The organism is Chelativorans salis (assembly GCF_025336525.1).
GTDB classification, from domain to species: Bacteria; Pseudomonadota; Alphaproteobacteria; order Rhizobiales; family Rhizobiaceae; genus Chelativorans; species Chelativorans salis.
In genome coordinates, this window is the sequence record NZ_JAOCZP010000010.1 from 85,859 (window position 1) to 107,517 (window position 21,659).

18 protein-coding genes and 2 pseudogenes are annotated in these 21,659 nt (G+C 62.9%); 11 read left to right on the plus strand and 9 right to left on the minus strand.

From position 1 onward, the window contains the following. Positions 1 to 11: 11 nt before the first annotated feature. Together N5A92_RS23415 and N5A92_RS23420 are read left to right on the plus strand one after the other, a co-directional pair. The gene (locus N5A92_RS23415) at positions 12 to 389 is read left to right on the plus strand and encodes a hypothetical protein (RefSeq protein ID WP_260906717.1); all 378 of its coding nucleotides are present in this window, start codon (positions 12 to 14) and stop codon (positions 387 to 389) included. Between the two features lie 445 nt (positions 390 to 834). Continuing rightward, positions 835 to 1,638 carry a potassium channel family protein gene (locus tag N5A92_RS23420; protein ID WP_260906718.1) on the plus strand — a complete coding sequence of 268 codons (804 nt, stop codon included), beginning with the start codon at positions 835 to 837 and terminating at the stop codon, positions 1,636 to 1,638. Positions 1,639 to 1,943: 305 nt separating this feature from the next. On the opposite strand, the gene N5A92_RS23425 is transcribed toward N5A92_RS23420, so the two are convergent. Further along, the gene (locus N5A92_RS23425) at positions 1,944 to 2,129 is read right to left on the minus strand and encodes a tyrosine-type recombinase/integrase (RefSeq protein ID WP_260906719.1); all 186 of its coding nucleotides are present in this window, start codon (positions 2,127 to 2,129) and stop codon (positions 1,944 to 1,946) included. A gap of 389 nt (positions 2,130 to 2,518) precedes the next feature. Here N5A92_RS23425 and N5A92_RS23430 point away from each other — a divergent pair, with 389 nt between their 5' ends. Together N5A92_RS23430 and N5A92_RS23435 are read left to right on the plus strand one after the other, a co-directional pair. Continuing rightward, on the plus strand, positions 2,519 to 2,866 hold the full coding sequence (locus tag N5A92_RS23430; protein WP_260906721.1) for a hypothetical protein: 348 nt from the start codon (positions 2,519 to 2,521) through the stop codon (positions 2,864 to 2,866). Between the two features lie 103 nt (positions 2,867 to 2,969). Next, positions 2,970 to 3,131 (plus strand): annotated as a pseudogene (locus N5A92_RS23435) (IS66 family transposase zinc-finger binding domain-containing protein); the annotation flags it as partial. A 50-nt stretch (positions 3,132 to 3,181) separates the two neighbouring features. Here N5A92_RS23435 and N5A92_RS27315 read toward each other — a convergent pair. Further along, positions 3,182 to 3,934: pseudogene (locus N5A92_RS27315) on the minus strand (IS110 family transposase). A 159-nt stretch (positions 3,935 to 4,093) separates the two neighbouring features. On the opposite strand from N5A92_RS27315, the gene ligD reads away from it, so the two are divergent. Genes ligD through N5A92_RS23470 form a run of 5 tightly spaced genes read left to right on the plus strand, consistent with a single transcriptional unit; the run spans position 4,094 to position 9,954 of the window. Continuing rightward, positions 4,094 to 6,529: a DNA ligase D gene (ligD, locus tag N5A92_RS23450; protein ID WP_260906726.1), complete on the plus strand. Its 2,436-nt coding sequence runs from the start codon at positions 4,094 to 4,096 to the stop codon at positions 6,527 to 6,529. Positions 6,530 to 6,547: 18 nt separating this feature from the next. After that, a complete protein-coding gene (gene ku / locus N5A92_RS23455) occupies positions 6,548 to 7,432 on the plus strand; it encodes a non-homologous end joining protein Ku (protein ID WP_260906728.1) in 885 nt (294 codons plus the stop codon). Then, positions 7,429 to 8,520: a tetratricopeptide repeat protein gene (locus N5A92_RS23460; protein WP_260906730.1), complete on the plus strand. Its 1,092-nt coding sequence runs from the start codon at positions 7,429 to 7,431 to the stop codon at positions 8,518 to 8,520. The genes ku and N5A92_RS23460 overlap by 4 nt, the downstream gene beginning before the upstream one ends. Beyond that, entirely contained in the window at positions 8,521 to 9,162 is a 642-nt protein-coding gene (locus N5A92_RS23465; RefSeq protein WP_260906731.1) for an alpha/beta hydrolase family protein, read from the plus strand. It begins immediately after the preceding gene. 9 nt (positions 9,163 to 9,171) lie between these two features. Continuing rightward, a complete protein-coding gene (locus tag N5A92_RS23470) occupies positions 9,172 to 9,954 on the plus strand; it encodes an exodeoxyribonuclease III (RefSeq protein WP_260906732.1) in 783 nt (260 codons plus the stop codon). Between the two features lie 372 nt (positions 9,955 to 10,326). Here N5A92_RS23470 and N5A92_RS23475 read toward each other — a convergent pair whose 3' ends face one another. The 3 genes from N5A92_RS23475 to N5A92_RS23485 all read right to left on the minus strand — a co-directional run bounded on the left by N5A92_RS23475 (position 10,327) and on the right by N5A92_RS23485 (position 15,240). Continuing rightward, the gene (locus tag N5A92_RS23475; RefSeq protein ID WP_260906733.1) at positions 10,327 to 12,528 is read right to left on the minus strand and encodes a xanthine dehydrogenase family protein molybdopterin-binding subunit; all 2,202 of its coding nucleotides are present in this window, start codon (positions 12,526 to 12,528) and stop codon (positions 10,327 to 10,329) included. A 2-nt stretch (positions 12,529 to 12,530) separates the two neighbouring features. Next, a complete protein-coding gene (locus N5A92_RS23480; protein WP_260906734.1) occupies positions 12,531 to 12,989 on the minus strand; it encodes a (2Fe-2S)-binding protein in 459 nt (152 codons plus the stop codon). Between the two features lie 310 nt (positions 12,990 to 13,299). After that, on the minus strand, positions 13,300 to 15,240 hold the full coding sequence (locus tag N5A92_RS23485; protein WP_260906735.1) for an alpha/beta hydrolase domain-containing protein: 1,941 nt from the start codon (positions 15,238 to 15,240) through the stop codon (positions 13,300 to 13,302). Between the two features lie 262 nt (positions 15,241 to 15,502). Here N5A92_RS23485 and N5A92_RS23490 point away from each other — a divergent pair, with 262 nt between their 5' ends. After that, positions 15,503 to 15,811, plus strand: coding sequence for a proton-conducting transporter transmembrane domain-containing protein (locus tag N5A92_RS23490; protein ID WP_425248633.1), 309 nt, complete (start codon positions 15,503 to 15,505; stop codon positions 15,809 to 15,811). A 40-nt stretch (positions 15,812 to 15,851) separates the two neighbouring features. Here N5A92_RS23490 and N5A92_RS23495 read toward each other — a convergent pair whose 3' ends face one another. Continuing rightward, a complete protein-coding gene (locus N5A92_RS23495) occupies positions 15,852 to 17,066 on the minus strand; it encodes a cation:proton antiporter (protein ID WP_260906738.1) in 1,215 nt (404 codons plus the stop codon). A 288-nt stretch (positions 17,067 to 17,354) separates the two neighbouring features. Between N5A92_RS23495 and N5A92_RS23500 the strand changes: the two genes are divergently transcribed. Continuing rightward, the gene (locus N5A92_RS23500; RefSeq protein ID WP_260906740.1) at positions 17,355 to 18,368 is read left to right on the plus strand and encodes an SDR family oxidoreductase; all 1,014 of its coding nucleotides are present in this window, start codon (positions 17,355 to 17,357) and stop codon (positions 18,366 to 18,368) included. Between the two features lie 215 nt (positions 18,369 to 18,583). Here N5A92_RS23500 and N5A92_RS23505 read toward each other — a convergent pair whose 3' ends face one another. From N5A92_RS23505 to repC, 3 genes are all read right to left on the minus strand, one after another. Beyond that, on the minus strand, positions 18,584 to 18,811 hold the full coding sequence (locus N5A92_RS23505; RefSeq protein WP_260906742.1) for an invasion associated locus B family protein: 228 nt from the start codon (positions 18,809 to 18,811) through the stop codon (positions 18,584 to 18,586). A 92-nt stretch (positions 18,812 to 18,903) separates the two neighbouring features. Further along, positions 18,904 to 20,076, minus strand: a complete 1,173-nt coding sequence (locus tag N5A92_RS23510) for an RHE_PE00001 family protein (RefSeq protein WP_260906745.1) — start codon at positions 20,074 to 20,076, stop codon at positions 18,904 to 18,906. 185 nt (positions 20,077 to 20,261) lie between these two features. Next, complete coding sequence (gene repC / locus N5A92_RS23515) at positions 20,262 to 21,626, minus strand: plasmid replication protein RepC (RefSeq protein ID WP_260906746.1); 1,365 nt, start codon at positions 21,624 to 21,626, stop codon at positions 20,262 to 20,264. Positions 21,627 to 21,659: the final 33 nt, after the last annotated feature.

Consider the following 21,659-nt stretch of genomic DNA (forward strand, 5'->3'; position numbering starts at 1 on the left):
CCTATTGGGCCTTGCGCACCGGATCGGCGCCCTTCTGGGCCACCTTCAATGCAGCCTCCTCATTTGCTCAGCTGAAGAGCTATCTGGAACGCACCGAGCCGTATGACGACATCAGGGCCATGATCTTTCCGCATGGGACCGAATCGGTCGGCCTGCCTTCGCTGGACGATTGGCGCGCAGTCCTCCAGAAGGCGCGAGGGCAAGCCGGTTTTGTGGGGATCAACGACCGCGCTTATCCGCACCACTTCTCTGCCCTTGCCCGCTACCATATGGATATCTCGGACATCCCGGACCGTCATCCTTTGCCACCACCGGTCCCGCTCAAGGAATTCGAGCAGTTCTGCGGCAGATGCGATCAGGACTACACTGTGCGGCTGGTCGGCCTCTAATGAGACTCTCTGGAGAGTCCGAGGCACCCCACGCTCCCGGCCCTATCGGCCGGAGGGCCAGCTAGACTGCGCGCGCGACCCGCGTGGGTGACTGAGGCATCAAAGGCTGCTGCCGGTTCGTGGACGGGAGGTCAAGCTGACAAGATGATATGGCTTGTTCCTCGAACGCAATGGATTCAAAGAGCGCAGCGTCGCAAGCCGGCGTTTGTAGGGGACATTGCTCGAAGGCCGTGATGGCAGCTGCCAAATTGCCAAATTTCCGTTATTGTGCGCACTCTCCCGAGTGGACATTGAGAAGGCTCGTCTTCGGGACGTTGCACTCGCCAATGTAGCTCTACGTGCGAATTCCGCTATTGATCTTGTAGCCCGAGGCTGAGTGGGCAGAGTTGTCCATAGATGAATCCAAGCGGAACCGCTGTTGCATCTGCGCATTTATCGAGCACCCATGGACGATCGCCCTGCCACCGAAACCCAGTCACCTACCGGTCTTGAGGCACTCCGCGAGCGTCTCCGCCTGCTCTACCATGGCCATTCTTCCGGTGCGCTGCGCTTTCAATACGCCGTGATGATGGTCGATCTCCTGATCGTCGTCTTCTTCGTCGCCAGTCCTGTGCTCCGCGAGCGCCCATCCTTCCTCTGGATAGACTATTCGATCGCGACTCTCCTCGCACTCGACATCACTGCCCGCGCAATGGCGTCCAAAGACGCTCCGCGGTGGCTGAGGCAGCCGACGAGCATTGTGGACGTGTTTATCCTGCTGACGTTGCTCTTTCCGCTGTGGCTGGCCAACCTGGGATTCCTGCGCGTTTTGCGTCTGTGGTCGCTGTCGCGCAGCGGAGTGTTCTGGCGGCCTCTGGTCAGGCGCGGCTATGCCCCTTGGCGCGAGGTCGTGCAGTCCGCCGTCAACCTGATCACCTTTCTCTTTGTGGTAACGGGCTTCATCTACACGTTCTTCTTTCGGAAAGGGTCCGGTTTTACCGGCTATATCGACGCCCTCTATTTCACTGTAACGAGCATGACCACCACGGGTTACGGTGACATCCTGCTGCCGGGACCATGGGGCAAGCTTACGGCCGTCGTGATCATGCTGGCGGGAATCTCTCTCTTCATTCGCTTGGGGCAGGCCATTTTCCGACCGCAGAAAGTCAGGTATCCCTGCCCACAGTGCGGGCTGCAGCGCCACGATCCGGACGCGGTTCACTGCAAGGCCTGCGGCTACATGCTAAAGATCCCGGATCCGGACGAGTGAAACCCTTTGCGATGTCGTGTGCTGATCGGTGTGGAATAAGGAGACTGACTCAACTTGGATCACGTGGGCAAGAATACTGCGCTGATCAGCCTGGCTCCGAGGAGACAAATCGTGCCGCGCCCCATATATCTGGCGCGCCACCGGCTTGAGCTTGCCTTGGGCTTGGAGCGCGTCGACTGTCGGGAACGCTGACCAGTCCAGACGCAGAAATCAGCCGAAGGTGGATAGGTTCTCCCAAAACCTCTTCCTTCCGCCGAGACCACGGCGGACGACGAGATAGCGATCCAGCTCTCGAGACAGTGTGCTCATGCCACACCTCCTGCGGTCGGCCACGGCTGTGCGATTGAGCGCAGGCCTTCGACATCGAGCCTTGCATAGAGCATCGTCGTCGTGCGGGAGCGATGACGCAGCGTGTCACTGATTTCCTCCAGCGAAGCGCCATTCTGAACCAGATTGGTCGCCAGGCTGTGGCGGAGAATGTGGGCGCCCACAGGGCGCAGGCGGCTTCAGCCCCGTCCTGTCGTACGCTTTGCGCAGGATATCGTTCAGAACCTGGGCGTCCGTGAACGGGCGGTGCGGTGGCCAACCTATCACGAACAGCGATCGCGATGTGGTCACGCGTTCGAGCTTGATGTAATCGGCCAGCGCCTATCCGACTTCGGGCAGAAGCGGTGGCCTGTCGTGTCTGTCGCCCTTGCCGCGAACAAGGATTTCTCCCGAGCGCCAATCGATATCGCTGTAAACGTCTCCAGGTTACGGAGGGCCTGTGACAGCATGCGGATCCTTCATCACAGTCTTGTTACTGCATTTAACATTCCGTGTGATATCATGCAGGGATCGAGTGCAGTAAGCACTCGATCTAGGTGAGGTTGGAACCATCATGAACACACCCGAGTGGACGAAACCGGCCTTCTTCGGAGCGGTGGGTGGCGCTTTCGCGCTTGCCGTCATTGGCTTTACATGGGGTGGCTGGGTTACTAGTGGCACAGCTAATGCTATGTCCGAGAAAGCAGCTAAAGCGGCAGTGGTTGCGGTGTTGGTCCCACATTGTGTCGAAAGGGCGCAAAGTGATCCGCGTGCAGCCGAAGTAATGGCCGAACTCGCTGCGGCAACTGCCTACAGCCGCCGTGCAGTGATTGAAAAGGCCGGTTGGGCGACACCAATCGGCACCGAAAAACCAAATCGGGAGCTCGCGCAGGCCTGTCAGCAGGTGCTCATAAGCTCGTGATATCATGAGCCTGTCGCAGTCCAGGCGCGCAACTTCTGCCCAGGGACCGCCGGGACGTAGCACAACGCTTCGCTGCGACAGGCCGCTCAGCGGCGGGCGGAGCCTCCGGCGTGAGCGGGTGGTTGTTGAAGCGCCAGCGGCCTGTTCGCGCTGCATCGCGTATGGCGAGGATATCACCGAGACGCTGGAAGTGATCCCGCGCCAATGGAAGGTCATCCAGACGGTGCGCGAGAAGTTCACGTGTCGGGATGTCGAAGCACAATCCTGTCGCCAAGGCGATCAATTACATGTTTGAGAAGGATCGCTGGGCGGCCTTCACCAACTTCCTTGAGAATGGCCGGATTTGCCTCGGCAACAATGCCGCGGAAGAGCCCTCAGCCGCGCCGCATCGGCCGGCGTCGGCGCCAGACGCCACAGCGCGATCCGCCACGCTGCGGCGGGATCGCCGCCAAAGTCGAGCATTTGCGGATAGTAGCGCCAGAGCTGTTCGCGCAACCGGTTGGCAAGCCGGTTGCGTTCCTGCTGCAGGTCTTCGCTCATTCGCGACCACTCCCGCAACTCGATCTCCAGCGGATCATCCAGCGACAACCTGCGAAAGGCTGGCCGATCGGTGCGCAGGGCGCTGGCCAGGACCTACGCATCGCGACGATCATCCTTGGCGCCGGCAACGCTGAAGCGGTCGCGGAAACGATCAAGTTGCTTAGGATTGACCGCATAGACGTGGAATTCCCGCTCCAACAGCGCTTCCACCACCGGCCCATGCGGCACCTCGATGGCGACGGCGATCGCGGCCGGCTCATCACCAGTCCTCTCCGTCAGCCAGTCACAAGCCTCGGCGAGACCACCGCCGCCATGCGAAACCGAGCGTTCCCCGACAGGCTGGCCGCTCGCATCCAGCAGACACACCTGATGGCACTCCGTCGCCCAATCGATGCCGGCAAACCATCGAACCTCTCCTGTCATGGACAAGACCTCCCTGATCGTCCGGACCACCGCGACACGCGTCGTTCCCTGTACTGGCGCTCGACGGCGCAACCTCCCACCGGACATCTGTCGCGGCCGTCCCATCGGGGTACCAGTCCGCAACAGGTGCTCACGGGCACAGGGGGAGTACTATATGCCGAAATGACAGCACGGGGCGCGGCGGTGCTCATTCGCGTCTGTATTGGAATGCACCAGAAATTCGAACCCACTTGCGAAGTATGATCCTTTGGTCATAGTCGTGCTATGGCCAAGGCCGATTTACGAACATACAGAAGCAAGCGCGACTTCTCGAAGACTGCCGAGCCAGCGGGCGGAACCAACGGCGTTGCGGGCAACCATTTCGTCGTCCACAAGCATTCGGCGACCGCAGACCACTACGATCTGCGGCTTCAGGTGGGCGACGTGCTCAAGTGCTGGGCTGTGCCGAAAGGCCCGTCCCTTAATCCGGACGACAAGCGGCTGGCGGTTGAGACAGAGGACCATCCGCTCGAATATATCGATTTCGAGGGCGTGATCCCCGAGGACGAGTATGGCGGCGGACCGATGATCGTCTGGGACGCCGGCGTCTGGGCGCCGATGGACGACATCGCAAAGAGCCTCGCCTCCGGCAATTTCAAATTCCGCCTGGCGGGCGAGAAGCTGAACGGCGGCTGGATGCTCACGCGGCTGAAGTCCACGGAGGGCGAGAAGAAGCGCAACTGGCTCCTGTTCAAGGAGCGGGACCTGGCCGCCGACGGCAAGCGTGACATCCTCGAAGAGCGGCCCGAAAGCGTCAAGAGCGGTCGGCGCATCGAGGAGCTGGTGGAAGAGCCGAAGCCGGTGGCGCGACCGCCCAGGCCCGGCAAGGTCCCCGGTGCGGCGAAGGCGCCGATGCCGGACCGCGTCGAGCCCCAACTCGCCACCGCCGCCGACCGGCCGCCGGACGGCGAGGACTGGCTGCATGAGATCAAGTTCGATGGGTACCGCACCATTGCGCATGTCTCGGAGGGCACCGTGCGCCTGATCACGCGCAGCGGGTTGGACTGGACCAAGCGCTATCGCGGTCTCGCCGGCGCATTCGCGGCGCTCCGCTGCGACGGGGCCGTCATCGACGGCGAGGTCGTGGTGCTCGATGATGGGGGCATCGCCCGCTTCGCGCTGCTGCAGGACGCGCTTGCCGAGGGAGAGGGCCATAAGCTTCTCTTCTACGCCTTCGACCTTCTCCATCTCGACGGCTGGAACCTCGCGAATGTCCCTCTCGAACGTCGCAAGGAATTGCTCTCCGGGCTGCTTTCGGGGCACGTGGGCGGGCACTCGGCCATCCAGTACAGCGACCACGTGGCCGGCGACGGAAGGGCGTTCTACGAGCGGGTCAGCGAAATGGGCCTCGAAGGCATCGTGTCGAAGCGTGCCTCGGCGGGCTATCAGCAGGGCCGCTCGAAGAGCTGGACGAAGACCAAGGCCCTGCAGACGGGGGATTTCATCATCGCCGGCTACACCGTCTCCGAGGCCGCGGAGGGGATCGCCGCGCTGGCGCTCGGCGAATGGGAGGACGAGGAGCTCGCCTATCGCGGCAAGGTCGGTACCGGCTTCGACGCCGGGATGCTTGGCCGCCTGCGTGAGCGGCTGGAGCGGCTCCGGGACGGCGCAGTCAAGCTTGACGGCGCCCCGAAGGATGTCATCTGGGTGCGCCCATTGCTCACTGCGCACATCCACTACGCCAACCGCACCCAGGACAATATGCTTCGTCATGCCGTCTTCAAAGGCTTGCGGGAAGCAGAGCTGTCGCGTGAAGCTTCTCCGTTCGAGCGGAAGCGGCTGATCTCGGACGCCGATCTCGCCACCATCTGGGTGACCAACCCAACGCGGCGCCTTTTCGGCAGGTCTGGCCCCACCAAGCTGGACGTGGCCGTCTACTACGCGCTCGTCGGCGACTTCATGCTGCCGCACATTATGGGCCGGCCGGTCTCGCTGATGCGCTGCCCGACGGGCAAACCGCAGGACTGCTTCTTCCAGCGCCACGCATTCGCCGGCATGCCGTCCTCCGTCGCAACCTTCCAGTCCGTCAATTCCGAAGGCGAGGACAAGAGCTATCTCGCGGTGGAAGGCGCGAAGGCCTATCTGGCGCTCGCCCAGTTCGGCGTCGTCGAGTTCCACACCTGGGGCGCGATGCGCAAAAGGCTGGAAAACCCAGACCGCATCGTCTTCGATCTCGATCCCGGCGAGGGGATAGCCTGGCGCGAGGTCGTCGAGGCGGCGGTTCATATTCGTGCCGAGCTGGAGGACCTTGGGCTCGTCCCCTTCGTCAAGACGACAGGCGGCAAGGGTATCCACGTGGTGGTGCCTCTCAAGCCGAAGCTCGGCTGGAAGGAGATTCACCGACGCACGGGCGAGATTGCCGCGGCCCTTGCCGCGACAGCGCCCGACACCTTCACCACCAACATGGCGAAGGACAAGCGCCGGCGCCGCATCTTCATCGACTTCCACCGCAACGCCCGGGGCGCCACCGCGGCCGCCCCCTATTCGCTGCGCGCCCGGACCAACCTGCCGGCGTCGACGCCGCTGACGTGGGCCGATATCGAATCCATCGACGCTCCGGAAGATTTGAATTATTCTTCGCTTCCAGGCTTGTTAACCACTTCCGGCGATCCTTGGGCCGAAATCTCGGACTTCGCCCGGGAGTTGCCGAAAGCAGAGTAGTCACGTAGGAGATCGTCAATGGCACCGAGAGCGAGCTGGAAGGGCTACCTGAAGCTGAGCCTGGTGAGTTGTCCCGTCCGGCTCTATCCGGCCACCAGCACCCGTGACCGCATCACCTTCAACCAGCTTCACAAGGAAACGCACAACCGGATCAACATGAAGCCGGTCGACCCGGAGCTCGGGCTCGTCGAGCGCTCGGATCTGGTCAAGGGCTATGAATACGAGGACAAGCAGTACATCATCATCGAGGATTCCGACCTCGAGAGCGTCAGGATCGAGTCCAACCACACGATGAGCATCGAAGCCTTCGTGGACGCGGATTCGGTCGACGTCATTTACCAGGACGCACCCTACTATCTGGCGCCGGACGGCGCGATGGCCGAGGAGACCTTCGTGGTCTTGCGCGAGGCGCTGCGCAAGTCGGGCAAGCTGGCGATCGCCCGGCTGGTGCTTTCAAGCCGCGAGCGGGTGATCACCATTTCGCCGCGCGAGACTGGCATGTTCGTCTGCACGCTCAGAAACCCGAACGAGGTCCGCGGCACGGCCGAGTATTTCGGCAACATTCCCGTCGGCACCCCCGATCCTGAGATGTTGGAGCTTGCGGAAAGGCTGATCGAGCAGAAGACGACCGAGTTCGATCCTATGGACTACGAGGATCGCTACGAGATTGCCTTGATGAACATGATTAAGGAGAAGCTGAAAGGTCACAAGCCGATCGTCGCCGCGGCACCCGAGCGCGGCAACGTCATCAACCTCATGGACGCGCTGAAGGCGTCGCTGTCGCAGTCGAAGCCGCCGGCGAAGAGCAAGACGAAAACGGAACCGGCGGCGAAGCCCGCCGCCAAGGCCGCTGCGGGCGGCGACAAGCCCGCGCCCAAGCGAGCGAGCCGGAAGAAGGCGTGACCTCCGTCGCCGGAACCACGTTCGGCATCGTCGGTCCCCTGGCCGCCTTTCCCCGCCGGCTGGCCGCCCGCGAGGTGGAACGGCAGCACGGGCACTTGAGAAGCGGCGTCACCCGCCGGACGTCCCATGTGGTCTTCGGCCGCAAGCTTCTCGAGCGCGACAGCGAGGCCAGAATCGAGGAACGCTTGGAGGCCGAATGCGGTGCGGGCCGCCGGCCGGTCAGCGAAAACGGCTTTCTCAGGCTTTTGGGGCTCCTGCAGGCGCCGGAGAGCCCGTCCGTCGACCGGCAGGCCCTGCTCGACCAGTCGGGACTGTCCGAGCGGGAGCTTGCGCTCTTGTCGCTGTTCGACGCGTTCGAGCACGACAACGAGCCCTACTCCTTCCGCGACCTGATCCTGGCGAGGAAATATGCCGGCCTGATCGCCGGCGGCGCCGGCTGGAGCACGATCGCCCGCTCCGTCCACCGCTCGTCCGGTCCGGTGACCTCGCTCACGGCGCTGTCGCTGGAGGCCGAGGGACGGGAGGCGATCTACGCCCGCATGGGCGAGCGGCTGAGCGAGCTCGACGGGCAACTGCTCCTGCCCATGGACCGGGCGGACGACGCAGAGCTGGAGGAGCTGTTCCAGCTTGCGGAGGAAGCCGAGGCCGAGGAGCGGCACGAGGAGGCGGCCGCGCTCTACGAACGCTGCCTGTCGATCGATCCGGGCGACGCGGTCGCCGCCTTCAACCGTGCGAACAATCTCGGAGCGGTCGGCCGTTCGGAAGAGGCGCGCCGGGCCTATCTTCTCGCCCTGAAACTCGATCCCTCCTTCGTGGAGGCCTGGTTCAACCTGGCGAATCTTTCGAAGGCGGCGGGGCGGCCCCATGCGGCCCGGGAATGCCTGCGGGAGGCGATCCGGCTCGACGACGCATACGAGGATGCCGTCTACAACCTTGCCGCGCTGGAGTTCGAGGCCGGCAATCTCGCCGAAGCACGGAGCTGGTGGGCCCGCTATCTGGAGCTCGACGACCGATCCGAGTGGGCGCGCAACGCCGCGAAGGGCGTTCAGTTCGTCGATCTTCAGCTCGCCAAGAGAAGTGCCGGCTGAATGGGCGTGCGGTTTCTCCTCGACGGCCTGCCGGAGGCACGCGCGACGATCCTGCTCGCCCACGGCGCCGGCGCGCCGATGGATTCGGCGTCCATGACGGCCGCCGCAACGGCGCTGGCCGAGGCCGGATTCCGCGTCGCACGCTTCGAGTTCGCCTATATGGCAAGCCGCCGGACGGAGGCCGGGCGCAAACCGCCGCCGCGTGCCGAAAGCCTGAAGGGCGAATACCAGGCGGCCGTCGAGAAGATCGCGTCGGACGGCCCGCTGATCATCGGCGGAAAGTCGATGGGCGGGCGCGTCGCGAGCATGGTGGCCGACGAACTCCGCGACCGAGGCAGGATCGCCGGCCTGCTATGTCTCGGCTATCCGTTCCATCCTCCGGAGAAGCCGACACAGCTCAGGACGAAGCACCTTGCGGGCCTGAAGACGCCGACGCTGATCTGCCAAGGCACGCGCGACCCCTTCGGCACCCGTGAGGAGGTGGCGGGCTACGCGCTGTCGGACCGGATCGAGATCCTTTGGCTCGAGGACGGGGACCACGATCTGAAGCCGCGCAAAAAGATCTCTGGCTATTCCGCCGCCGACCATCTGAAAACCGTGGCGGAGGCGGTCGGGGCGTGGGCCGGGAAGATCATTCGCTGATGACTGCGCATGAAGATCGCGACGTTCAACATCAACGGCATCAATAAGCGTCTCGACAACCTTCTCGAATGGCTCGGCGAAACGGAGCCGGACGTGGTCTGCCTGCAGGAGTTGAAGGCGACCGATGCGCAGTTTCCGCGTTCAGCAGTGGAGGGCGCCGGCTATGGAGCCGTCTGGCGCGGCCAGTCCGCCTGGAACGGCGTTGCGATCCTTGCCCGCGGTGCCGAGCCCGTTCTGACGCGCCAAGAACTACCGGGTGATCCGTCCGACACTCAGGCACGCTACATCGAGGCCGCAGTGAACGGCATCCTGATTGCCTCGCTCTACGCGCCCAACGGCAACCCACAACCGGGACCGAAATTCACCTATAAGCTCGCCTGGATGAAGCGGCTCGAAGCCCATGCGGGCGAGCTTCTTTCTGCCGGCGTCCCGATCGTGCTGGCCGGCGACTACAACGTCGTCCCGGAGCCGCGCGACATCTATCCCACCCGCTCTTACGACGACAACGCGCTCGTGCAACCACAAAGCCGCGTGGCCTTTGCCGGGTTACTTGCGCAGGGCTGGGTTGACGCGATTCGCGAGATCCTCCCGGGCGAGACAGTCTACACGTTTTGGGATTACCGGCGGAACCGGTGGCAGAGGAACGCAGGCCTACGCCTCGACCACTTTCTACTCAGCCCAAAAGTCGCGCGTTTCCTTGCCGATGCCGGCGTGGACAGCAACACCCGCGGCCGCCCCAACGCAAGCGATCACGCACCTACCTGGATTGAGTTGAATGGGTGGCCGGAATAGCCCGAGGCGAAGCTGCGTGACCGCCCATACGGAAGGGGGTGTCCTCGGCGCAGGGAAGTGACGTTGCAATAGCCTTACAGGGCGAAGCGGGCGACTACAAAGGTACCTATCTTCTTCTTCCACGGTTCGCCAGGATCACGCTTGCAGCGAGGTGTGATTATGGACGATGCGATGCTGGCAAGCTGCAGCTCACGTGCTTTCGCGCCTGATCAGCCTGGAGTGGGCGCTTGATACGACTTGAAACGAGGTCATCACGCATCCACGCCTAAAACGTTTTGGCAGCACTACCTAAATGGACCGACGGTGAGACGGCCACAGCGTGGCCGCGGCCGTCTCTTCATGTTCCATGAGTTCTAAGCGGCGCCGCTGATCTTACGCCGACAGGGCCTTGATCAGCGGCAGATCGCGGATCGTCCTTCCGGTCGCCGCGCGCAGCGCATTGCCGACCGCGGGTCCGATGGGCGGCACACCGGGCTCGCCAACGCCTGTGGGCGGCTCCTCGGACGGCACAATATGCACCTCGATGCTTGGTGGCATCTGGTCGATCCGCAACGGCGTATATGTGTCGTAGTTCTCTTGGTCGACAACGCCGCCCGTCAGAGTCAACTCCTCCTGCAGGATCGCACCCAATCCGAAACCGATGCCGCCTTCCATCTGCGCACGGATCTGGTCGGGGTTGATTGCCGTTCCGCAATCGACCGCGCAAACGACCCTGTCGACGGTGAAGTCGCTGCCGCCGTTGTAGGTGATCTCCACCACCTCGGCGACATAGGTCGAGAAGCTTTCATGCAGCGCCACGCCGCGGAAACGACCTTCCGCCAAGGGTGTACCCCAATCGGCCTTTTCGGCTGCAAGCTTCAGTACGGCCGCATGCCGCGGATGGTCCCCCAGCATGGACAGACGGAACTCAACGGGATCGCGATTGGCGGCGGCGGCGAGTTCGTCGATCAGCGTCTCGATCACATAGGCCGTATGGGTTGAGCCCACCGAACGCCACCACAGAATCGGTATTTTCACATCTGTTGTTGTCAGATCGATTTTCAGGTTCGGGATTGCGTAAGGCAGGTTTGAGGCGCCTTCCACCGAGGTCGGATCGACGCCATCCTGGATCGCCGCAGCAAAGGGTGTCCCGGCCATGATCGACTGGCCCACGATATGGTCGTGAAGGGCGATCACCTTCCCATCCTTGTCGAGGCCGGCTTTGACTGCATGCACATAGGCCGGTCTGTACCGTCCGCCCCGCATGTCGTTCTCGCGTGTCCACTGCACTTTCACTGGCTTGCCGGGGCCGAGTGCCTTCGCCGTGGCGACCGCCTCAACAATCAGATCGGCATCCGAGACGGCGCGGCGGCCGAAGCTGCCGCCGGTCTTCATCACATGCAGCCTCACCTTGTCCGGCGTCGTCCCACCTACGTCAGCGGCAACCGCCTGGTAAAGGTCCGGCATCTGATGGCCGCCCCAGACGTCGATTTCGCCGTCCTCGCCGATAAGAGCAACGGCATTGAGCGGCTCAAGCGAGGCGTGGGCAAGATATGGGAACTCGTAGTGCCCCTCCACGATCTTATCGGCATCGGCAAGGGCGGCCTCGGCATCGCCGTCATTGCGGGCAGTCGCCGCGGCGGTGCCATCCGAGATTTTGTTATACTCCGCTAGGATCTCAGCCGAACCACGCTGCTCAGCGTCGCTCTCGTCCCATTCGACCGTCACCGCATCGCGGCCCTTCATCGCCGTCCACATGTTGGTGCCGACAACCGCCACGCCCCGCGGTGTCTCGACGACATCAATGACACCGTCCAACGCTTTCGCCGAGGAAGCATCGATGCTCCTGACCGTTGCGCCGAACTTTGGCGGATGGATCATGACCGCTGTCACGAGACCATCCATCTTCAGGTCGATCGTATAATCTTGGGTACCGTTGGTTTTGCCGACGGAATCATAGCGCTTGAGGTCTTCCGACCCGATCTGGGTCCACTCATCCCGCGGCTTCAGCGGCACATCCTCAGGCACCGGCATTTCCGCAGCGTCGGCAGCGAGTTCACCAAAGGTCGCCTGCTTGCCTGAACCATGGGAAACCACGCCGGCAGCGACGGTGATTTCCTCGGCCGGCACGTTCCAGTTCTTCGCCGCGGCTGCCACCAGCATGGCGCGGGCCGCAGCTCCCGCTTTCCGATAGCGCTCCCAGGAGGAAGCCATCGAGGTGGACCCGCCGGTTCCCTGCGCAATCCCACCCCAGGCGAGGTTGCCGTAGAGTCCGGTATTGCCCGAAGCGCCGATCACGTCGACCTGCTCCCAGTCGCCATCAAGCTCTTCCATCACAAGGGTCGCGATGCCGAAATAGGAGCCTTGCCCCATTTCGAATTGCGAGGAATGGATGACGATCCCGTTCTCGGGCGTGATCTCGACATAGGCCTGGAACGGATTGGCCTGGGTTCCCTCCGCTGCCGATTGCGCACTGGCCGGATTGGCGGCGATCAGCCGATAACCGACCGCGAGACCCGCGGCAGCAGCCGTGCCAAGAAGAAACTGACGGCGCGTTGGTTGGACCGGTCCCTGTTTTAAAAGATACTGCAACATCGCTATGCCTCCAGCCGGTCTGCGGCTTCGTGGATCGCTGCACGGATGCGATGATAGGTGGCGCAGCGGCACAGATTGCCGCTCATCGCGGCATCGATATCCTCGTCCGTGGGCTTGGGAGTTTCCGTCAGCAGGGCCGCAGCGGACATGATCTGGCCAGACTGGCAGTAGCCGCATTGCGGCACGTCAAGCTCAGCCCAAACGGCCTGGAGTGTTTCGCCGACCTCTCCCGAAAGACCTTCGATGGTGGTGATCGTGGCACCTTCGACATCGCCAAGCATGGTTTGACATGAACGCATCGCAATGCCGTCGACATGCACCGTACAGGCGCCGCATTGCGCGAGACCGCAGCCGAATTTCGTGCCCGTCAGTCCAATGGTGTCCCGTATCGCCCAGAGCAATGGCATTTCCGGATCGGCGTCAACCGTTTGCGCCTCGCCATTGAGAGTGAAAGCGACCATGGCTTGCTCTCCTTGTGGTTAGAGCTGGCTATCGCTTCCGCCTCGGATGACTGGCCATCGCCGAGGCGTAGCTGTGTACAGGGTAGAACCGCGAGTAAAGGGGAACAAGCATTTCACGGCTTCTACGCCGATTGTGAAGTAGGACACAACCATATGTCAAAGATATAACGAGCAGGAATCGCTTCATCACGCGGAACATCAATCCGGCGATGCGCGATCGAAGCCGTATGCCGCGCGGGGCCTCCATTGGCGGAGCCCTTAATGAGGCTCACGCCAAATAGAGATGGGTGGCGGACCTACCGGACGCATGTCACTGCGCCGGATACATCGCCTCGCCTCGCTTGAGGACGATGTCGGCGTCCGCTGCGCGCATATAGCCGGCTGCAATGAGCTCATTGCCTGCCGTCGAAAGCGCCTTGAGGAACGCCTCGGCGTCCGCGTAGCGGTCGGCGAGCGGCTTGCGGCTGTCACCCGCGGCGTCCTCTGCCGATTTGGGCAGGGCCACGAAGCTTCCGGTCAGGCCGCACAAGCCGCCCCCGGCAAAGCCCTCCCGGCGCTGGTTCCAACCCCAATAGGTGCCAAGCGGCGCGGCGATGGCGGGATCCTTGATGCCACCGAGCGCTATACCGTCACCGTCAAGCTGCGGCACCAACACGGGATAGGCGCTACCATCCTTGGGCGGCAGTGCGGAGTAATCACGTACCTGCAGGACATTGTAGACCGGCGTATAAGCATCCTTGCCGAAGTCGGGCAGATTGAGGTCATGGAGCGGAACCAGCGTTCCGTCGGCAACGGACGGATAGCGGCTGGCAGGGGGTGTCTTGTTGTCGGCGACCCAGCCACGCATCGATGCCAGCAACGCGCGCATGATCGGCGCCGAGCTGATCGGGTTCGTCGGGAAACGGCAGACCGGGCTTTCGCTGCTGACCGACTGCCAGCCGGTGAAATGCGGAAGTCCGGACAGGTAGTAGAGACGCACATTGTCCGGCATTTCCAGCGGCTCGCCAGAGGGCGAAGTTGATACGAGGGCCGCGCGTGCCTGCCAAAACTCGGTGGATGTGTCGGTGTGCATGATCTTTGGGCAGGTGTCGCTTGCCGAACAGGCCGAAAGGATGCTGCCGCTCCCGCCACTTAGGGGGTCGGTGGTTTCGGCATAGCTAAAGGGAAACTGATCGCCGGGGAAATCGTGGTCCTCGTGCTGCCGCGAATAGCGGCCGGGTTGGGCGAAGCGGTAGTTTGTGAAGGTCTTGCGTGAACCGGCGATATGGGGAATGGCGCCGTCGAAGACGCGGGCGCCCTGCTCGTCCGCATTGAAACCCTGGTAGATGAAGTCGCGCAGAAAACGTCCCGACTGCGAAATGCCAAGGCCGATCGTGCGCTCTATCCCTGAAAGCACCGGTTCGGCGTCATGGCCCGGGTTGCCGCGCAGATAGGAGATGAGGTCACTGGTGGCGGCAAACGCCAGCCCCGCCGGCACGGCATCCTTTGCCGGATAGATAAACTCGTAGATTGCGCCGGCATCCAGGCCCTCCGGCCGCGAAATCTCGATTCCCGTCGGCGAGAGATATTTGAACGACAGGCCGGGCGCCGTCGATCGTGGATCCTCCGGTGTAACGCGTACGCTCAGCGTAGCCTTGTCTGGGTCGAGGTCGGCGGCCGGATAGGTGAGCTTGGCCACACTGACGGTTTCGGCCGTGTCGAAGACGAACTCTTCGCGTGAAAATCCCGTAATTTCGGGCAGCACGGGAAGCGTGATGTTCAGAAGCTCGTCCGGCGCGTCGAACTGCCAGCCGCTCCACACGATGGTGTAGCCCTCTCGCATCAGATAGCCGTCTCCGGCATCCTCCGCCGTTTCCGGCAGGTCCGCCGAACTTCCGAGATTCATGAGCATGAATGCGAGATTCCTCCCGCGGTTCGGCACATCGTAGAACAGGGTTCCGGAACCCTTTGCCGCGTCAGTGGGGCGTAGGATTGTCACCTCGGTCGCAAAGCGTACCAGGCCCTCCCCGTCCACGGGCGCGGTATCGAGGTCGACGATGCTGCGGCCGCGTTCCGATTGGGGGTCGATGGCGAATTCGGCAATGGCATCGACCCTCTCATAGGTGCCCGCTTCATCGAACACGGCGCCTTCGAACGCCGGTTTTGTTATCTCGGTAATCCTGAATTCGACGACCTTGGCGGCGGCCGTTCCTCCCCAAGCAAGGGCCGCGAGCGAAGCCGTGGCAAGCATTCGCACTGATTTAGCAAGCATGAGATGTCCTCCCTCAGCCCCGGAACAACAACCGGGCGCGTTGAAGCGTCGTCGACCATGCGTGCAATGTCAATATTTTTGTATACAAGAATCTCCACCAAGTATGTGATCTACCAGTCCTTACATGCAATACAATCGAGGCCACCGAGTTCTCGCCCACGAAAGCGGCCGACGTGACGGCAGTCGATGCCCTAGCCGTCGATCTTCTCTTCTACCGCGAGATAAACCGGCATAGACTGTTGAGACGGCAGTCACTTCAAGCATCGCCCAGGCCGGCTTTGTGTTGATGGCACTGGCGACCGCTGCAGCCGTGCCTACTGCTATCGCAGCGATCGGCTACTACATCCTCGCTTATCTGCTGATGAACCTCGCTGCCTTCGCAGTCGTCGCCAGATCGAGCGCATGGCGGGGGCGCGATGAGATCGACGTCGTCACCGGACTCGGCCAGATTGCGCCGTGGACATCAGCCGCATTTACTTTGGCGCTCCTGTCGCTCGCCAAATCAGCGATCAGGCCTCCACGACAGCCTTGGTTTTACTGCAGTGTCCCTCTCTGCTCGTCCAAGTTCTAGAACTTGATACTATTCGAGGCCATGCCCTCGGTCAGTCACTTCACAATTTGCGGCGATAGACCATCCGGCTCACAGGCGCAGCGCTTGCGCCGTGCGCGAAGACGGACGCCAGCACCGCAGCACTTGCGACCTGCCAGACGAGCGGATCGCCCCCGTGCGACAGCGCGAACAGGGAATAGAACAGCCCCGAGATACCAATCGGTCCGAACCAGGCAAGGAAGGCCAGATCGCGCCCAATCAGGTGTCCGCGCATCAGGGGGAAAAGCATCAGGAAGACGGGCGGGCGCCGGACAATGAGAATACCGGCGGCAAAGGCCAAGATCGGCCATCCGAGATGCTGCCATTCCTGCCATGGCAGGGCAGCTCCGAACAGCACGAAGATGGGCGGAGTAATCAGATGATTGATCGCCTCCTGGACATTTTCCTCTTCCTGCTTCGTACCGGTGTCCGACACTAGGTTGAAAGCAATCCCCGCCACGAATACCGAGATCAGAGCATCGCCCCCGAGAAGGCGTGCGGCGCCAAGCGTGAAGATGGTCAGCGCCAGTGTGAAAGTCAGCACGGAATAGTTTTCGATGATGCCCTTCCGCTGCGCCAGGCCAAACAGCCATGCTGTACTGGCTCCCAGCGCGACCCCGAGCACCGCCGCAAGACCGACACCCAAAAGAATGCCCGTGACGAACCATTCCCTGATGGTGCCCTCACCGCCGGCGAGCACCAGCAGTGGCAAAAGCACGATCACGAAGGCGAGCCCGTCATTGGCACCGGATTCGAGGCTGAGTGCGGCGCGCACACGGGCCGGCAGCCGCTCCTTGGCGAATTTTCCCGTCACGATGTTGCTGGAGACGATCGGATCGGTCGGCGTCATCACCGCACCGATCAGCAAGGCCGTCCAGAGCGGCAGGTCGAAAATCCATCCGGCCAACGCCGCGCTGCACAGCCACATGCCGAGCATGCCGAGCGTGAGCACGACCGCCACTGGCCGCGCAAGCGTGCGGAAGTCGTTCGGGCTGAGCCGCAGGCCCACGCCCATAAGACCTATTGCCAGCGTGATCCTGGCGGCCTCCTCTATGATCGTATGGTGGTCTCCCCAGCCCTGGACCTCGATGATATTGAGCACCATCGGCCCCACAATGATCCCGAGTGTGACGGACACCATCAGCTCTGAAACGATGGTGTGCTTCATCTTCTCCGAGACGAGCCCAACTACGAGCACCAATGCTCCGGCGATAGCGAGTGAAAGGTTTAGTTGCATGGGTGCATCTTCGGCCGGGCTGTTGCCGCCAAACACAGAATGCCGGATGGCGAAGAACCGTTCCGGCTGAAAAACCACAAGCCTGGAACAAGCCCCTGGGATTGAAGAGAAGAACGGAGCCTTCTTTTCGCGCGAAGTTAATCCGCCTCGCGGGCACGTGACCTGAGGCCTGTCACATTCGCCGTCTCTTCCTCAAGATGGGCCGAGGCGGAAGATGGGCCGACGCGCGAACAGGAACTTATTCGCCGCGCTCCTGTTGTGAGTCTGCGCAAGAACAGGATTAGGACCATGTCGCGAAAAGTCTCCAGACACGTCGTCATCACCGGAGCCAGCGCCGGCGCGGGCCGCGCGGCAGCTATTGCCTGTGCCCGCCGCGGCTGGAAAGTCACGCTGCTCGCCCGCGGAAGGGCGGGACTGGAAGGCGCGCGCGCCGAAGTGGAGAGGAACGCCGGGACGGCTCTGGCCATACCGACGGATGTGGCCGACGCCGGTGCCGTCGAGGCGGCGGCAGCGGAGGCGGAGAAGACTCAAGGGCCCATCGACGTCTGGGTCAACGCCGCCATGGTCACCATCTTTGGTCCGACCTCCGAAGTGACGCCGGAAGAATTTCGCCGCGTCACGGAGGTCACTTATCTCGGGCAGGTTCACGGCACCATGAGTGCGCTCCGGCGCATGCGCGCGGCCAACCGGGGGACGATCGTCAATGTGGGTTCGGCACTCGGTTACCACGGACTTTGCCTGCAGGCCGCCTATTGCGGCGCCAAATTCGCCGTGCGCGGCTTCACCGAATCCTTGCGCAGCGAGCTCATCCACGAGGGCAGCAAGGTGCGGCTGTCCTTCGTCGTCCTACCGGCGCTCAACACGCCCCAGTTCGACTGGTCTCGCAACAAGATGGCCGGGCGTCCGCGCCCCGTCGCCCCTGTCTACGAGCCTGAAGTGGCCGCCGAGGCAATCCTTTACGCCGCCCGCTTTGCCCCGCGCGAGTTGGTGGTAGCCACCTCCTCGCTGCAAGTCATGGCCGGCAGCGTCGTCGCGCCCGGCTACCTCGAACGCAGGCTCGCCCAGGTCGGATGGTCCGGCCAGGTGGCCAGCGAAGCGGCAGAGACCCGCCCGGACAATCTGTTCGAGCCGGTTGACGAAGAGGAGGATTTCGGTGCCCGCGGGCGGTTCGACGGAGAAACAAGACGCTGGGCGACGATCGTGCCGGCGGGCGCCGCCCGCCTGATGGCGGGCGCGGCCGCTTCCCTTCCAGTGATCTTTGCCATTGCGGGCACGGTGCTGGGAACGCGCCGCTCGCGATAAGAGACAGTCATTCCCTCACCGCCCGCAACCGCCGGCGACGCTCGAAACCATATGCATGCGTTGGGGGATATCTTTCGCTGCACTACCGTTCCGACCTCGAAACCAGTTGCTTCAGAATTCACAGGTGTTTCAATTCTGCTCCGCGAGCGCCTCCAGTCCGGCGGTTATCCCCTTCAGCGATACCTCGAGGGGGTCTTGCGTCGCCTTGGAATCCCTCATCGTCTCGGAAAAAAATTGCCGCGGCGCACCCCCGTCAGCAGCGGCACTTCAAACGCGAACCCGGCTTGGCATCCCCAAACGTTGCACGTCTCGAAGGCGGCCCGCCTGGCGCCGCCGCCGTCGATCCGCAGCTCCAGGCCTGCCGGCAGATAGGCGTTCAGCGGCGTCGAGATGATGGTGATCGGCTTATTCTCCTGCAGCGCCACGTTGAACGGGAACACCACGTCCTTGCCATCGTTACCCGCTTGCGCCTGATGTAGCCGGTACAACCCATGAGAACATAACTCAATTTATGAGAGCATCCTCAAAAGGCCTTTTATACGATGCCCCATGCCCTGTAGCGCCCGCGGCCTGTCAGTTCGCGCACGCCCAGCTCGTCGATCAGGTTCAGCGCAGCGCGTTGGGTGATCTTCAACTCGGCGGCGATGAGCCCGGCCGAGACCACCGGGCGCGACAGGATCAGCTCGGCGAGGCGCGGCAGGCGCGAGTTGCGGCGCTTGCCTTTCAGCCGTCGCTCCATCTGGGCTGCCGCCAGTTCCAGCCGATCGATCTCCTTGGCGCCGGCGATGGCCGCCGCACTCAATGCTTCGAAGAAGGCGAGACACCGTGTCGCCCGGTTGCGGCTTTGCCGGCGTTCGCGGGAAATGCCGCGCAGACCGCCCGAAAGCCCCGCCAGATGGGCTCCTGTCTTGCCGCTCTTGCGCAACAGCGCGGCCACCAGGAGGTTACCCAACCAGTGCTGGCGCTCCAGCGGATCGATCCGTTCCCATGCCTCCCAGGCAAGGTAGGCGGTCATGACGGGGGGCAGCGCCTCCGCCTCGGCCCGGCGCACCAGGGCCAGCCATTCACCTAGAAGCGCAGTCTCATCCCTGTCAGGATCGCGCATCAACGCACCGAGCGCGGCTTCGCCGGCCTCTGCAAAGCCAGTCGATGCGGTGGGTGCCGGCAGCGGCCACGGTGTGGCGAGCTTCTCGACATCTTGAGCCGTACCCTTGTTCGCAAGCGCCCGGCCCGCTCGCGCCAGCACGGCGTCGATCTCCGCGAATTCCTCGGCCAGCGGCTCCGGCTGGTCGCCCTCCCCTCGTGTAGGCTCCGCGTATCCCGGCGTCTCGGCCGGCATCACCGGCAGGGGAGCGCCCTCCCCTTCCCGCGCAACGAGTACCCCCAGGCCGTCCGGCGAAAGGGCCCAGTCCGGACGATTGCCGGCAATGCGCCGGCGGGCTCGCAGGACACCATGGGCGCGGGTTATTTCGTGGGTCGGCGCCCGCACGTCCATACGCCCGTCATGCAGCACCAAGTCCTCCACATGGACCAGCTCGCCATCCAGCCACAAGGCGGCGGCGGCCTCAGTGAAGTGCTGCCGCTCGCTAAAGCCGCGTCCCTGGGCGCTGCGCGCCACTCGCTCGTCCAGCCGCGCCAGCAGATCCTCGGCGCGAGCCAGCGGCATAAGCAGCCCTTGGCTAGAAAGTTCAAGCGAATCATGCCCCATAAAGGACATCTAGCACATTATTATACGGAAGTTATCTCGGCATTTCCTTCCGCTGGTCGGGATTTGCTTTTTAGGAGCAACGGGGGTCGATCTAGGCGGAGGCGCAATGACAAACGCGGTTGAGATGGCCAGCATAGCGTTTGCGGCGGTCGGTCCGACCATCATGGCGCATTGCGTGTTCGAACTCAAGCATCGAGCCGTGCTCGCCGCCCCCTTCGCAGCCGCGCCGAAACCAGTGCGGCCAGCATGGGCTTTGGCGAAAACCCGCCTTCTTCGGCGCGCTTTGCCAGGTCGCGCAGATATGCGCCGGGAGACTTGAGCTCGTCGGCACGCTCCAGCATCGCCGCTACCACGATGGCCGCGTTGACGTTGCCCATAGCTCTGCGAGCCTGCAACCATGTTTCGCCTGATATGCCCAGCATCGTGCGCACGAGATCGGCTGCCTTTACGAGATCGTGCCAGCCACGAATTCCGCCGGGGAGGTAATCGTCGATCTGCGGACAGGCCGACAGGACGGATGTGATGGCGAGGCCCGGTGCGCAGGGTGATGAGAGTTGACAGCTGTCAACTTTTGCAGGTGAAGCGCTGTGCGTGCGGCTGGGGAATTCAGAAAAACTTCCTTTATTTTTAGATGAATCCTCAGAGTCTGAACTCTCTATATGGCGCTCATTTTGCGCGTCATTGGCGCTCAATTTCCGGGGTTTCGACAGCGTTTCCGTGGGCTGGGCTGCCTCGTTGACAGCTGTCAACTCAGGCGCTTCTTCAGGCTCCGGCGTTTCTGAAAGCCACTCGGTTTCCACCCGCGCGCGCAGTGCCACCAAGCGGTCGCGGCGCCGTTGAAGGGTCTCTACATCCGTGTTGCGGCCAAGGCGGCCGGAAAGCGCATCCAGTTCCTCTCTAAGGGCGAGGAAGGCATCTCCCCTGCCCTCTTCTTCGGCGGCCCGCAGGATGGCCGCTACGTCACGCAAGTGGATGGTGATCTCGCTCCTGATCGTGCGCACGGCCGCCGCCTGGCGACGTGCTTCCGCAGCCAGTTGTTCGATCTCAGGGGCACGGACGGCAAGGGCCGACAGGTCGAAGCCGAAGGCGGTTTTGATGCGCCCGTCCTCGTCGCGGCAGGCATAGCGCTTGCCGTTGGCGCTATCGCGGCGCAGGACGAGACCTTCTTCCACCAGAGTGGCCAGATGGCGGCGTAGGGTAGCTGGCGCCATGCCGCGCGTGCGCAGCGACAATTCGGCGTTGGAGGGGAAGACGACCAGTGACCGCCCGACAGCAAGGATGCGCTCCGGGCAAAAGCTCACCAGCGCCTCCAAAACGATGATCGTGCGGTTGGAAAGCTTCAGTGCGGCGCGCGCTTCGGTGATGGCGCGTAGGAGCTTCCACTTGTCAGGACCGCCCTCTTCCCCAGGCTGCCGCTCGCTGTTGGCATCCGCCAACGCTTTGCTGGCTCGTTTCGTCCGGCGTGCCCGCAAAACCTGCTCGTTGACGGCAAATTGCGCGCGCACCAACCCCTTCCCGCCGAATGGCGAGACGGCAAATCTCTCCGACATGGCTCCTGCCTCTCAAAAGGCAAGAAAAAGACG